The 13834-nt window shown below is 56.7% G+C and carries 10 protein-coding genes and 1 pseudogene; 8 read left to right on the top strand and 3 right to left on the bottom strand.

All coding sequences use genetic code 11. The annotated features are described in order from the left end of the window. Positions 1-194: 194 nt before the first annotated feature. Together ABQJ48_RS21100 and ABQJ48_RS21095 are read right to left on the bottom strand one after the other, a co-directional pair. Complete coding sequence (locus tag ABQJ48_RS21100; RefSeq protein ID WP_367839943.1) at positions 195-401, bottom strand: hypothetical protein; 207 nt, start codon at positions 399-401, stop codon at positions 195-197. Continuing rightward, positions 398-1261: a two-partner secretion domain-containing protein gene (locus ABQJ48_RS21095; protein ID WP_367839942.1), complete on the bottom strand. Its 864-nt coding sequence runs from the start codon at positions 1259-1261 to the stop codon at positions 398-400. Before ABQJ48_RS21095 ends, ABQJ48_RS21100 begins: the two co-directional genes overlap by 4 nt. Before the next feature lie 626 nt (positions 1262-1887). On the opposite strand from ABQJ48_RS21095, the pseudogene ABQJ48_RS21090 reads away from it, so the two are divergent. The 8 genes and pseudogenes from ABQJ48_RS21090 to ABQJ48_RS21055 all read left to right on the top strand — a co-directional run bounded on the left by ABQJ48_RS21090 (position 1888) and on the right by ABQJ48_RS21055 (position 13011). Next, a pseudogene (locus ABQJ48_RS21090) lies at positions 1888-2387 on the top strand (tyrosine-type recombinase/integrase). 7 nt (positions 2388-2394) lie between these two features. After that, positions 2395-2670 (top strand): hypothetical protein, encoded by a 276-nt coding sequence (locus ABQJ48_RS21085; protein ID WP_367839940.1) that lies wholly within the window; start codon positions 2395-2397, stop codon positions 2668-2670. Positions 2671-3288: 618 nt separating this feature from the next. Beyond that, complete coding sequence (locus tag ABQJ48_RS21080) at positions 3289-4833, top strand: anti-phage dCTP deaminase (protein WP_367839939.1); 1545 nt, start codon at positions 3289-3291, stop codon at positions 4831-4833. Beyond that, positions 4823-5023, top strand: coding sequence for a hypothetical protein (locus tag ABQJ48_RS21075; protein ID WP_367839938.1), 201 nt, complete (start codon positions 4823-4825; stop codon positions 5021-5023). The genes ABQJ48_RS21080 and ABQJ48_RS21075 overlap by 11 nt, the downstream gene beginning before the upstream one ends. A 395-nt stretch (positions 5024-5418) precedes the next feature. After that, positions 5419-7476, top strand: coding sequence for a type I restriction-modification system subunit M (locus ABQJ48_RS21070; RefSeq protein ID WP_367839937.1), 2058 nt, complete (start codon positions 5419-5421; stop codon positions 7474-7476). Continuing rightward, positions 7473-8753, top strand: coding sequence for a restriction endonuclease subunit S (locus ABQJ48_RS21065; protein WP_367839936.1), 1281 nt, complete (start codon positions 7473-7475; stop codon positions 8751-8753). Before ABQJ48_RS21070 ends, ABQJ48_RS21065 begins: the two co-directional genes overlap by 4 nt. Before the next feature lie 9 nt (positions 8754-8762). Next, entirely contained in the window at positions 8763-12407 is a 3645-nt protein-coding gene (locus ABQJ48_RS21060) for a type I restriction endonuclease subunit R (RefSeq protein ID WP_367839935.1), read from the top strand. 13 nt (positions 12408-12420) lie between these two features. Then, complete coding sequence (locus ABQJ48_RS21055; RefSeq protein WP_367839934.1) at positions 12421-13011, top strand: hypothetical protein; 591 nt, start codon at positions 12421-12423, stop codon at positions 13009-13011. Positions 13012-13330: 319 nt separating this feature from the next. Here the strand turns inward: ABQJ48_RS21055 and ABQJ48_RS21050 are convergent, their stop codons facing one another. Further along, positions 13331-13585 carry a hypothetical protein gene (locus tag ABQJ48_RS21050; RefSeq protein ID WP_367839933.1) on the bottom strand — a complete coding sequence of 85 codons (255 nt, stop codon included), beginning with the start codon at positions 13583-13585 and terminating at the stop codon, positions 13331-13333. Positions 13586-13834: the final 249 nt, after the last annotated feature.

Below are 13834 nucleotides of genomic sequence, written 5' to 3'. Positions count from 1 at the left end.
ATGCGATTCTCCGGGCAGGTAAAAGCCAACCAGTTCGTTACCGGCGAGCACCAGCCAGGCCTCATGAACCTGCCGTCCAGCTAATCGAATTTTTTGCCCCGACACACTTTTCCAGCGCACGCACGGCTTGGTTAAAGAGCAATGCGCAGCAGTCTCCCGCCCGCGGATGCACGAGTCTAGCCGCGCTGCACCGGTCAAACTGTCAAGGTTTGTGAAGCCGCCTGGCGGCTACCGGCGTTGTTCACCACCAGCGCGGACAGGTTCACCCCGCTGCCACCGTTGAGCGTTCCGAATGCGGCCGTCGACGGATCGATGCTCTGGTTCGGCAGCGCCAGCGTCGTCACGTTCTGCGAAAGAACCTGGCCCGCCGTGTTGTTGAAGCTGCCGTTTCCGCCCGTCACCGTGACGAACGTGATGCCGGTCGCGGCAGCCGGGTGACCGAACCGAACTGGTCCGCGTCGATGGCGACGCCGCCATTGCCGATTGCGGTCGCCGTGTTGACCGCCCCGTTCGACGTCGTGCCGTAGGTCGTGCCGGTGGAATCCGACGCGGTGGGCATGACGAGCTGGCTGCCCGCGACCAGGTTGACACGACTGTCGGCCTGCAGCGGTGCGTTGACGTTAAGGGTCTGGCCGATGATATCGATATTGCCGACGGTGCCTGCAATGCCAGCGCGTGGCCCGTTCACCCCGGGTGGCCCGTTGATCGAAATGTTGCCCGAATTCACGCTATAGGCGAGCGCACCAGCGTTAGCGAAATTCGTCGATGTTCCGCCTACGCCTGTGAGAAATTGCACCGATCCTGTGGTCAGCACCAGTCCCGGCATATTGGTGAGCGCCATGCCGTTGACTGAAATACCATTCGGATTACTGATGATGACCGTGGCCGAGTTTCCAAACACCTCGAGTGGACCCAGCAATGAGGAAGCAGGACCAGTGGATGTCACCTCATTGATGATCGTGGTAGCCGTGCGTCCCGCGAGATTCGGATTCGCGCCAAGCGTGCCGCCCTGCAGCGGTGTTCCGCCGGTCAGGCTGTTGTTCAGCACAAGACCCTGACTGTCGATATTGAACGACTGGTAGCTGTTCAGACTGAGGCCGTTCGAATTCGGGGCGGTGATGTTGACGGCGGGAATGCCCGTGCTCGTCTGCGTGAGGGTCGGCTGGAACGGAATCGGCACACGCGGATCGACGATCGGCGCGGCATGCGCGGTTGCATCGGCAAGCAGCACGGCCGGCGCGAAATACATCACCACTGCCATGACGCACGCCGTCACGCGCATCCATCGTGCGCGCGGCGAACCGTCGTCACACCCTGGCGCAGCAAAGCGGCGCGCAGTCCAGGCACTGAAGCGTGCAAGCTCGCGCTGCAATAGCCGAGCCGAAATATCGCGATGGATCGTCTTCATGGCGTGGGTTACTTTGTTCTTTTTACTTTTTGACTGCGGTGCCTTGCTCCCTTAACAACTCACCGCGTCATGCTGGCGCCAAAGCTATCACGCAATTCGCATTACAAGGACCGCGCGTGACAATGGTTGACGAACTCGTTAAATGACGTTGCGCACAACTGACGGATTAATAATTCGATGCGCATTAATTTAAACCTCAGCGCGTTTTAATCGACAGGTCGCTATCTCATTCGGTATTCGGCAAACCCAACATCTGCAAGAACGAGCTATTCGAAAATATCGTGTATATCGCTGAAGCGAAGGTGATCGAAGGGACGGCATAGCCAGTGGTGTGACATTGGATGCGATGACAAAAAAGAGGAAACCGTGTTGCCGTGGGTTCCTCTGTGCCTACAGGTCAGTGTTACGGATTGCCATACCGCCGAGAGTTCACGTAATACTCGCCATCAGCCTGCCAGCCGACCTTCGAGGCAGTTGCATTGGAGTGGTTTGAGAGACAGGCTCCACGTTGGGCGGCCAGCCATTCCGGGAAGATTATGGGGCGCCTGAAGAAGGACTTGTTCCCGTGGCTTGCGTCGAGGCCGATTGCGGACATCACGCGCCAGAAGTGCTCGAAGTGCTGCGTCGGGCAAAGTCGCGAGGGGCTCACGATACCGCGCATCGGCTCCATCAGACCTGCCGGCAGGTCTTCCGCTACGCCGTTGCGACCGGGCGCGCCGCCCGGGATGTCAGTGCCGACTTACGTGGTGCGCTGCGACCGTATCGGCATACTCATTTCGCGTCGATCACGGATCCCGCGAAGGTCGGCGAGATGCTCCGCGCCATTGAGGGCTGTTCGGGCACGTTTGTCGTACGCGCGGCACTGCGGTTAGCGCCGTTATTGTTCGTGCGGCCCGGCGAACTGAGGCAGGCCGAATGGGCGGAAGTTGACCTCGAGCAGGGCCCAATGGCGCTATACCGTTTCCAAGACGAAGACTGAGCATCTGGTGCCGCTTGCTACGCAGTCAGTCCAGATGCTGAGAGAATTCCAGGCGCTCTACGGGCAGTGCCGCTACGTTTTCCTGGGCCGCGATCGAAGAAAGCCGATGAGCGGTGCGGCGATCAATGCCGCGCTTCAACGACTCGCTTACGATACGAAAATGGAAATCACCGGCGATGGTTTTCGCGCAATGGCGCGCACGATTCTGCATGAGCGTCGCCACTTCCCTGCCGATGTCATCGAGCACCACCTGGCGCACCGCGTACCCGGCGGCTCGCCGTAGAAAAAGCTATGCGCGGGGGGGAATCGTTTCACTGCGATGGGAGGAGGACTACCAAACTACCCATCAGATTCCCTTCTGGACAGGCATCTGGAATCTCGCCTTTGCTGATTTACCCCCAAAGTCGCCCCCGTTTTACAGCACTATGCGAAAACCGACGGCTCATCATCCCAGTTTCAATGGCGTCAATCACACTCCACCGTGAGATTCAAGGAGCTGGCAGTGACGGTGGTCTTCTCTTTTCTTCGCTTTGCGCCACTGTTAGGCAGTGTTCAACTCTCGCTCCGTTTGACGCGAGCAATGGCACCAAGTTGGTCGAGCGTGATGGCGCTTGATCACATCAGAGCTGCGCTCAGCCAGCCGAAAGATTTGGTCTTTAAGAGAAGAGCCACGTTGGCACCCGCCTCTCATGTCCAAGCCGGGGCTCAAGTTACCGCGCGTTTCTCCGATATCCCGTCAGAGCTCAGATTCGTTTTTACCGTTCGCTCCGCAGTTGTTGGCCGATTCCGCGAACTATCAGCGTGTAGTGCTCGTCCAGCGCCGCAGCGTGTACTATATTAATCTAATGACCAAACTTGCACCGCAAAAAGTCGGTGTAACAAAGATTTTCGGGGAGCGAGAATGAGTGCGCAGCCAGCAACACAGATTATCAACTTCAAAAAGACATCAGATTCGACGGCCAGCGTAAAAAAAACGCAAACCGAAGAGCTCGTTATCGCGCTATGCGGCCCAATTGGCTCCCCCATTAAGCGCGTCGGACAAGAAATAGCAGAAATATTGAATCACGAATATGGATATGATGTTGAGGTTATTAGATTAAGCGAATTTCTTAGCCTAAAAGCGCCAGAAGTATTTCAAGCGACCGTAGACGAATCCTCAGAATTCAAGCGAATTAACAGCCTTATTGAGCTAGGAAATAAATTCCGCGATCAATATGGCGAGCGGGTTCTTGCAGAACTTGCAATTTACAAGATCATATTTGATCGTATAGCTGCGACCGCGGCCGACAACTCACCACAGTCTCGTCGAAAATGTTACATCATCGATTCGATCAAGAACAATCACGAACTCGAGATATTTCGCCTGGTCTACTCCGAGATAATGTTCTTCGTCGGCGTCTTCTCCTCACCAGAACAGCGCGCTCAAAACCTCGAAACTATGGGAATGACGTCGGCCGAAGTATATACGTTGATCGATCGTGATTCAGGGGAGGAGATTGCACACGGACAGACAGTTTCCGACACATTTCCAAAGGCAGATTTTTTCATCCGAGTCGAGGACAACTCTGCCGACGAGATAAAACAAAAAGTAGGCCGATTCGCTAGCCTTCTGTTCGAGGGAAGTGTCGTTACTCCACACATGAATGAAGCAGCAATGTACGCGGCGTGGTCCGCTGCAAGTAATTCCGCCTGTCTGTCGAGACAAGTAGGTGCCGCGATTGCGGACAGTCACGGGCATATCTTGTCGGTAGGCTGGAACGATGTGCCCAAGTTCGGCGGCGGCCTTTATCTGTCCGACGACACAAAGGACAAGCGCTGCTGGAATAATGGCGAAAAATGTTACAACGATCACGAAAAGGCTGAACTAGCGAAACTAATCTCGGGGGAGTTAATTAAATCCGGATTTGTAGACAAGACAAAGAAGGCGGAACTTATCGAGAACATTAAAGGTAACTCGCGCCTAAAGGGTTTAATAGAGTTCTCGAGAGCGGTTCATGCGGAAATGCACGCTATCATTAATGCCGGCCATGTAGCGGGCTCACAAATTTCTGGGGCAAGTCTTTTTTGCACTACGTATCCGTGCCACTCTTGCGCTCGCCATATAATTGCAGCGGGAATAAAAAATATTTACTATATTGAACCATACAGAAAAAGTCTCGCTATAAAATTGCACAGCGATGCGCTCACAGAGAATTCATCTGATTTAAAGAAGGTGCGCATTGTAGCCTACGAGGGCGTTGCACCACGGCGCTTCCTTGAGCTTTTTGAAATGGGCTCGACAAAAAGGAAGGAATCTGGTAGACTTATAAAAGTCCAAAAGTATAAGCGAAAACCAAGACACGAAAAATCGCTTGAGGCTTTGTATAAGTTAGAGGCAATGGTTACTCAGTCGCTGAAGGAACAAGGTCTGGTGAAGTCGTCCGAAGGAGATGAGGATGAAAAATAAAGATGACAAGCAAGCATCTTTTGATTTTGATCGTCATTCTGCGTTGGCGATTGAAACTCAGAAATCGGATTTGGAATTTTCGGCGAATGTTATCCGAATTGCATTTTCGAATCGCTCGCAAATGAAGGGGCGTAATGCAGCCTTGGACGTCGAAGCGATAAATAGACGAATCTTAGACTTGGTAAAGTAAAAAACCGCCTTTAGGCGGTTTTTTACTTATTCGCTTTCTCATCATACATTGAAAGCAGTTCGTTAGTGACTGCAATCACATTTTGCGATCGCAATCTCGCGCAAGCTCCATGCGACTATCGGGAACGGACACTTCCTTCCCCCAAAGCCCAGACACGGGCGCAAACCGGCGACTAATCGCCGCTGCCTAATTATTGCGCAACAGCAAAACCTCATTGTTGGCCCTGCTCGGCGTGTTCGGTTAAGCTCCTGCTCAATCAATTCCGTCGCTGGCAGCACAACGCCGACGCCGACAATTTACGGTTGAATTTGCTCACTTGGGAAACGCCATTGCCGGGCGAACCGATCTGGTCGGCCCCGCTCATCGAAGAAGTATTCCCTGGAACAGAAGTAAACATGAACCATCAGCAAGCTACCAAAACTGTTGCCACCTCCGCCGAAGCCCCCAAAACGTCTGATACGACCTTAGCCGCCTTCATCTGGAAAAACGCAGAGGACCTCTGGGGCGACTTCAAGCACACCGATTTCGGCAAGATCATCCTGCCGTTCACGCTGCTGCGCCGGCTCGAGTGCGTACTCGAACCTACGCGCGACGCCATTCGCCAAGCCCACGAAAAGTTCAAGGTCAAAGGTCTGGATATCGACCTGATCCTCCGCCAGACCGCGGGCCTGCCGTTCTACAACACGTCGCAATACTCGCTGGCCACCTTGGGTGCAACCAACACCAAGTCCAACCTAGACGCCTACATCGCGGGCTTCTCGGACAACGCTCGCGTCATTTTCGAGCAGTTCAACTTCTCCGATACGATCACCCGCCTGGCCCGAGCAGACATCCTGTTCAAAATCTGCCAGAACTTCGCCAATACTGACCTGCATCCGGACGTCGTTCCGGACCGGGTGATGTCCAATATCTACGAACATCTGATCCGTCGCTTCGGCGCAGAGGTCAACGAGGCGGCCGAAGACTTCATGACTCCGCGGGACGTGGTCCACCTGGCAACGACCCTGTTGCTTGATCCGGACGACGAGCTGTTCCGCAACAACCCGGGCTTGATCCGCACCCTTTACGACCCCACCTGTGGCACCGGCGGCTTTCTCACCGACGCGATGAACCATGTCGACGGGTACACAGCACAGGGTAAGGCGCCACCCGTGCTGATTCCTTTCGGCCAAGAGCTGGAACCGGAGACCCACGCCGTCGCCCTAGCTAACATGCTGTTGCGCCGCCTAGAGACGGAGCCCGCCCGCGACCTTTCGGCCAACATCGCTGGCCCAAAATCCACGCTGTCCCAGGACGCCTTTGTCGGCAAGCGCTTCCACTATTGCCTCTCCAACCCGCCCTTCGGCAAGAAGTGGGAGAAGGACCAAGCCTCCGTCGAGCGCGAGGCCAGAGAGAAAGGATTCGAGGGCCGTTTCGGAGCTGGCACGCCGCGCGTGTCGGATGGTTCGATGCTATTCATCCAGCACCTAGTCGCCAAGCTGGAACGCCCGGCCGAAGGCGGTGGCCGTGCGGCCATTGTCCTGTCCGGCTCTCCGCTGTTCACCGGCAACGCCGGCCAAGGCGAGACGGAAATCCGGCGCTGGCTGTTCGAAAACGACTATATCGACGCCATCGTCGCCTTGCCGCCCGATATATTCTTCCGCACTGGCATTGGCACCTACATCTGGTTGCTGACCAACAAGAAGCCGGATTTCCGCAAGGGTAAAGTCCAGTTGATCGACGCGACCTCCCTCCACACCCCGATGCGCAAATCCGAGGGTAACAAGCGGCGCTTCATCAGCGACGAACAAATCCAAGTCATCGCCCGCCTCTATGCCGACTTTGAGGAAAGCGAGAACTCGCGCATCGTGGACTACCGCGATTTCGGATACCGCCGTATCAAAGTCCAGCGTCCGCTCCGCCTCACGGTACACGTCACCGAGGACGCCCTGGCGGCACTCCAAGCAAGCAAACCATTCGCCAAGCTGGACGACTCTGAGCAGGCCGGCTGGCTCGCCCTCCTCCGCAAGCATCTGGGCGAGGTACATCCCTTTGCATGGCTGGCCACTTTGGCCGCCGCCGCCAAGAAAGCCGGCCTGAGCAGCAAGCTCGGCAAGCCCCTGGCCGCCGCGCTGGAAAGCTCTTTGGGCGTGCGTAACCCCAACGCGTCCATCGTGGAAGTCGATGGCGCGCCAGTCCCCGACAAAGAGTTGGAGGATTTCGAGAGGGTGCCACTAAATCAGAGCATCGACGCATACATGGCCACCGAAGTACTGCCTCATGTGCCCGACGCCTGGATCGATGCCAGCTATACCGACGATCGTGATCACGGGATTGGTAAGGTCGGATATGACATCAACTTCAATCGCTACTTCTTCAGATACGTTCCGCCGCGGGACCTCCACGAGATCGACACTGAATTGAAGAATGTGGAAAAAGAGATTGCCACGCTGCTCGACGAGGTGGCGGAATGAACGAACAGGACAGTATGCCGAAAGACTGGCGCGCGACCCGGCTTCGGTTCGTTGCCTCAATTCGGAACAGCAACGTCGACAAAAAATCGTATGACGACCAGGTCCCCGTCCTTCTCTGCAATTACACCGATGTCTACTACAACGAACGCATCACCTCAAAAGAGGGGTTGATGAAGGCTACCGCTAGCCAAGCCGAGATCGAAAAATTTGAGCTATTGGCCGGTGATGTCATCATTACGAAAGACTCGGAAACCGCTGATGACATTGGCATACCCGCGTGGGTTCCAGAGAGCCTCCCAGGCGTGGTTTGCGGCTACCACCTGACGCAACTTCGCGCCAATGCATGCATCCTTCCCGAGTACCTCTTCAGATCACTTCAGGCGCAAACGACGCGCAAGTATCTGGAGATCGAAACGCCCGGCGTAACGCGATTTGGTCTCGATCAAGACACGATTGGATCGATTCCTATAAATGTTCCGCCAAGGGAGGTTCAGCAAAATATTGTTGCTCACCTCAATCGCGCTACAGCGCGCATCGACACCCTGGTCGCAAAAAAGACCCGCTTCATCGAGCTGCTGCGCGAAAAGCGCCAAGCCCTAATCACACACGCCGTGACCAAAGGATTGAACCCGGGAGTGCCGATGAAGGACAGTGGGGTCGAGTGGCTGGGGGAGGTGCCGGCTCATTGGAACGTAGTCCCAAGTCAGTGGCTGTTTTCGGAGAGCATCGCACGCGCGTACGAAAACGATGAGATGCTTTCTGCGACTCAAAAGTATGGGGTGATTCCGAAAGCCGAGTTCGAGAGAATGGAAGGGCGGCGGGTAACGCATGCGGAAATGCATCTCGACAAGAGAAAGCATGCCGACATCGATAACTTCGTCATCAGCATGCGGAGCTTCCAAGGCGGCATTGAGCGAGTCAAGGCGCCGGGCTGCGTCCGATCGTCATATGTCGTGCTTGTGGCTGGTCCCCATGTGGATCCTGCGTACTTCTCATATTTGTTTAAGTCTTCCGGCTACATCTTCGGACTGCAGGCGACGTCGACTTTCATTCGTGACGGACAAGACCTCAATTTCAACAACTTCCGTCAGGTAAAGCTCCCAGCTTTTCAAATTGAAGAGCAAAAGGCCATTGCCAGCTATCTCGCCCGCGCTACTTCGCGCATCGACACTCTAGTCGCCAAGATCGAGCGCTCCATCGATCTTCTGCGTGAACACCGCATCGCTCTAATCACTGATGCCGTCACGGGCAAGATTGACATGCGGATCGCCGCCTAAGGACACGCCATGCACCCTGCTTTCACCGACACCGCCCATCGCGAGAAGTATTTCGAGGATTACGTCGTCAAGCAGCTCGTCACCCGCGGTTGGTCCACGGGTGACACCTCGGGCTACGACCAGAATCATGCCCTCTACCCAGAAGATTTGGTAGCGTGGATCCAAGTCACCCAGCCCAAACGCTGGGAGAAGCTGCGATCGAGCAATGGAGAAAAGGCCACCGCGACGCTCATGGACCGCCTGGCTCGAGCCTTGGACAAAGACGGTACGGTCCACGTGTTGCGCCGCGGCATCAAACTGGCCGGCGCGGGCGAGATCAGCCTGAGCGAGGGCCTGCCTGAGGACCAGCGTGACCCCTCAGCCTGGGAGCGCTACAAGGCAAATATCCTGCGCGTGGTGCCGCAGTTGAAGTACCGCCCTGGTAGCCAGTTGGCCATCGATCTGGTCTTCTTCATCAACGGCATCCCAGTGGCGACGGTTGAGATCAAGACCGATTTCACCCAGTCCGCGGGCGCCGCGGTAGAGCAGTACAAGAGCGACCGTCTGCCAATAGACCCGACCACCCGGCGCGTCGAACCGCTGCTCACCTTCAAGCGCGGCGCGGTCGTCCATTTCGCGATGTCGGACAGCGATATCCAGATGGCAACAAAGTTGGCAGGAGCCAACAGCTACTTCCTGCCTTTCAATCAAGGCCGCGAAGGCCGTGCTGGCAACCCGCTACGCGCCGATGGCGAATATCCGGTGGCCTACTTCTGGGAGCAGGTCTGTCAACGCGACAACTGGCTTCGCATATTCTACAGCTTCGTCTATACCGAGAAGAAGGACGTTGTTGACTTGGCCGGCAATCACCATAAAAAGGAGACGCTGATCTTTCCGCGCTTCCATCAATGGGATGCCGTCACGCGCATGATCGACGACGCCAAAGCCAATGGTCCGGGCAAATCGTACTTGTGCGAACACTCGGCCGGCTCTGGCAAGACCAGCACGATCGCCTGGACGGCGCATGATCTGATCCGGCTGCGTACGGCAGATGGCCTCAACCTTTTCCATTCGGTTATTGTGGTCACCGATCGCACGGTACTGGACAAACAGCTCCAGGATGCCGTCCGGCAGATCGACCACCAGCACGACATGATCGCCGCCATAGGCGACAAGGATACGGGCAAGAGCAAGTCGGGCGAATTGGCCCGGGCCCTGGAACGGCAGACCCCCATCATCGTGGTCACGATCCAGACCTTCCCTTTCGCGATGGAGCAGATCCTGACCAACGGGAAGCTGGCTGATCGCAACTTCGCGGTCATCATCGACGAGGCGCATACCAGCCAAACTGGCACCGCCGCTTCCAAGCTGCAGGCCACGCTTGCCCTGCGTGACGCCAAGGCGATGGAAGGCCTAACCATCGAGGAACTGCTGGAGAAGATCCAAAGTTCGCGCGTACGGCCCAACAACGTCAGCTACTTCGCGTTCACGGCCACGCCCAAGCACGCCACCCTGACCTTGTTTGGCCGGCCTGCCGATCCCACTAGGCCGGCCAGCAATGACAACCTGCCCGTCTCTTTCCACAAGTACCCCATGCGCCAAGCCATCGAGGAAGGCTTTATCCTCGATGTCTTGGCGGGCTACTTGCCCTACAAGACCGCCTTCAACTTGGGCGAACCGGCCAAGGATGGCAAGCGCGTGGACAGCAAGGCCGCCAAGCGTGCCTTGGCCAAGTGGCTGTCGCTGCACGCGACCAACGTCATCCAGAAGGTGGAGTTCGTCGTCGAACATTTCGCCGCCAACGTCGCCCCGCTCTTGGGCGGAACGGCCAAGGCAATGATCGTGACGTCCTCGCGTGCGGCTGCCGTTCGCTACAAACGGGCCTTCGATGCCTACATTGAGGCCACCCCCCAGCACAAGGCATTCCAAGCCCTAGTAGCCTTCTCTGGCTCCCTGACGGGTAAGGAGGTCAAGCACCCCTCCGACGAACAGCTTAAAGACGACCCCTTCGCTGCCCAAAATGACGAGCAGTTCACCGAAAGCACGATGAACCCGCGCCAGTATGGTTCAGACCTGCGCAAGGTCTTCGACCGCCCTGAATTCCGGGTGATGATCGTGGCCAACAAGTTCCAGACGGGGTTCGATCAGCCCAAGCTGTCTGCAATGTATCTAGACAAGAAGATCGCCAATCCGGTGGAGATCGTACAGACGCTCTCCCGTCTCAATCGCATCGCCCCGGGCAAAGACACCACGTTTATCGTCGACTTCGTCAACGAGCCCCAAGTGGTACTGGATGCCTTTGCCAAGTACGATGCCGGCGCCCGGATCCAGACCGTCCAGGATCCCAATGTGGTCTACGACCTGCAGACTGAGTTGGACAAAGCCTGCATCTATACGACTGCCGAGGTGGCGGCTTACACCGTCGTACGCTTCAAATCGGCCGCAGCCTATGCAGCCGGTGAGCGGGCGCAGCACAAGGAGCTATACGCTGCGACCAGCGCACCGACCCAGAGGTTCAACGATAGGATCAAGGCAGCACGCGCCGCAATCCTGACGGCCGAGGGAGCCTATGAAGGCGCCAAGGCCCAAGGCAACGAGACCGGTATGAAAGCCGCCGACGCCCGTCGCAACGAGGCAGCCGAAGTGCTCCAACAGCTACTTGACTTCAAGTCGGGGTTGGCTCGGTTCGGCACGCTCTATACCTACATCGCGCAGACCATCGATTTTGGCGACGCCAACTTGGAGGCCTTTGCCAGCTTCGCGAGGCTGCTCTCCAAGCGGCTAGAGGGCGTACCACCAGACCAGATTGATGTATCCGCAATAGTGCTCACCGGATTCGACATCAAGGCGAAGGAAGCACCGGGCACTGAAGAGACGCTCGATCCCGACTCGATCGTCCTTAAGCCAATTGGACCTGGCGGAGGCGGTCAGGCGGCCGTGCCGGTTTACCTAGCGCAGGTTATCGCCCGGCTGAACTCCATTTTTGGCGAGGCCACTCCGTTCGCCGATCAGGTCGCTATGGTCAACCAGGTCGCCATGATTGCCCGAGAGGATGCCAACACGATGGCCCAAGTGGCAAACAACCCGCGCGAGGTGGCCATGAATGGGAATATCAAGGGAACGGTCCAAGCGGCAGTTGTTCGGGCCATGTTGTCCCACCAAGCACAAGCGGAGCATCTTCTAAAACAAGACCAACAAGCACTGGCGCCATTCACTGCGCTCATCTACGACCTGCTTAAAGAAGGCAAGGATATCGATTTATCAGAGGTCGCTGGCGTCCGATCAATGGGGGCTGCTGAAAATGCTGTTCTTTCTGCTGCGCGAAGGCGAGCACAGCAACTAGTGCACGATCGATTCGGAACAGATGCAGTATGGAAGAGGGCTGTGGACGCTATCTTCGATGAGTTGGATTCGCGATCGGTTGAACAGCCACGCGCGGAGCTCCTCGCGGTTAGTCAGAACGCTGGGATTCCTGCACGATCCGTGCTTCTCCCCGTCTTGAATTTCCTTTCTGCCGACGATGTCGGAATCCTTGAGCGACAGGTTATCGGTGCAGACGGGCCAGTCAGCATCACCGAAGTGTTACGAAGCGCCAAATCTCGGATGGAAACTCAACCGGCTGATGGATGGGCCGACAAGTTCAGCATTCGGTGGACGCTTGGTTCCACGAAGTAGGCGGTCAAATACGATGCAGATCAATCTCAAAACCCTACTCGATTGGTTTCCGGGGCTCCGCGGAATTCTGGAGGCAAGTGACTCCGTTGCCTTCGATGAATACCTCGAGCGGCACATTGAACAATGCATTAGCGAGATGGAGGCCGAAGCGCATCACCTGAACAAAGACTGCGAGGAGAAGCTCTCCGCCTACCTTGCGGCTTCGCTTCGGCATCCCGGCCTTTGCGTGCGACGAGAAAGTTATAGCAATGGGCGGGTTGATCTGACCATCTGGCAGGAAGGCGTCATTGGTGGACAGCAGCGACTGGCGGAGGCGAAAATTTACAACGGTCCGGCCTACCATACGAAAGCGCTAGAGCAACTAATCAAGCGTTACTCCACTGGGCGAATGCGAACCGGGTACGTGTTCGAGTACGTCAAGAATCAGGGAATCGCGACTCTAGTTAAGGGCCTGCGCGAGCACGCAGACAAGAACAAGCCCCTCGATCAGCGTGGCGATACGGCAGCACATGGGATGAAGTGGGCCTATGAGTCTAGGCATATGCATTCAAGCGATGACCTGTTTCGGGTGGTGCACGTCAGTGTGAATCTCTTTAATGGCTGAGCAGACGCAAACGAGCTCGCGTAGGCCGTCCCAATGATTCGTTTTCGGATATCACGTATACGAACCTGAAGCGGTCAGCCAAGCAGATGCGTTAACCGGCCGTCGTAGTGATGCTGCAAGGTGAGGCCGACGGACATAGCTTTGATAGTGAAAAACGGCCGACCAAGCGCTCGACCTCCGGATCGATGCTGAGTCCCGCTGCACGCGCTCATCCGCATCGATCTCAGCGCGCAGCGCAGAGACGTCCCCTCTGGACAACATAGCAGCATGAAGGGCCGCTCCCAGGGATGCGATGCCCTTTTTCGCCATTGCGGCTCCGTCAGTTGAATAGCACAGCCAGCCCGACCGGCATCGCGCCGTGCTCGTTCAGGCAGTGCTCGATTCTCGTCGCGTCGTCGGCATCAACGAGGCCGTTGAGAAGCCCACGTTCACAGGCTGCACGTGCATCCGCCTCGGTCAGCGATTGCCCTCCGTTCGCCTCGCGGTGCGCGACGCCTTTGGTGTACTTCTCGCGTGCGCTGGACCTCGCAAACGACTGTGGACGGTTCGATGACGCAGCCTTGGAGCCGCTCATTGACGATCTAAGTCGGGCGCTGGTGGGCCAATTCGCTCGCCGCTCGTAAGCCGCGCGCGCGACGCAACAAATGCCCGCACGCGGGCAGCAGACCCAGCATTTACGTGGAGCTATCCAACCACAAAAAGTGCCGAGATCGGCAACAATCGGCCAGGAAGCGTCATTCGCCTGTCGCGTCGTTCAGCCGTTCAGACGTCGGCTCCGCCCAGTAAACGGCCGTTGGATTGGCGAAGACGAATGGTGCTTCAT

The sequence above is a fragment of the Paraburkholderia suaedae genome (genome assembly GCF_040812055.1).
In the GTDB taxonomy this organism is placed as follows: domain Bacteria; phylum Pseudomonadota; class Gammaproteobacteria; order Burkholderiales; family Burkholderiaceae; genus Paraburkholderia.
Note: the sequence above shows the minus strand (reverse complement) of the source record. Positions and strands in the feature narration are given on the sequence as shown.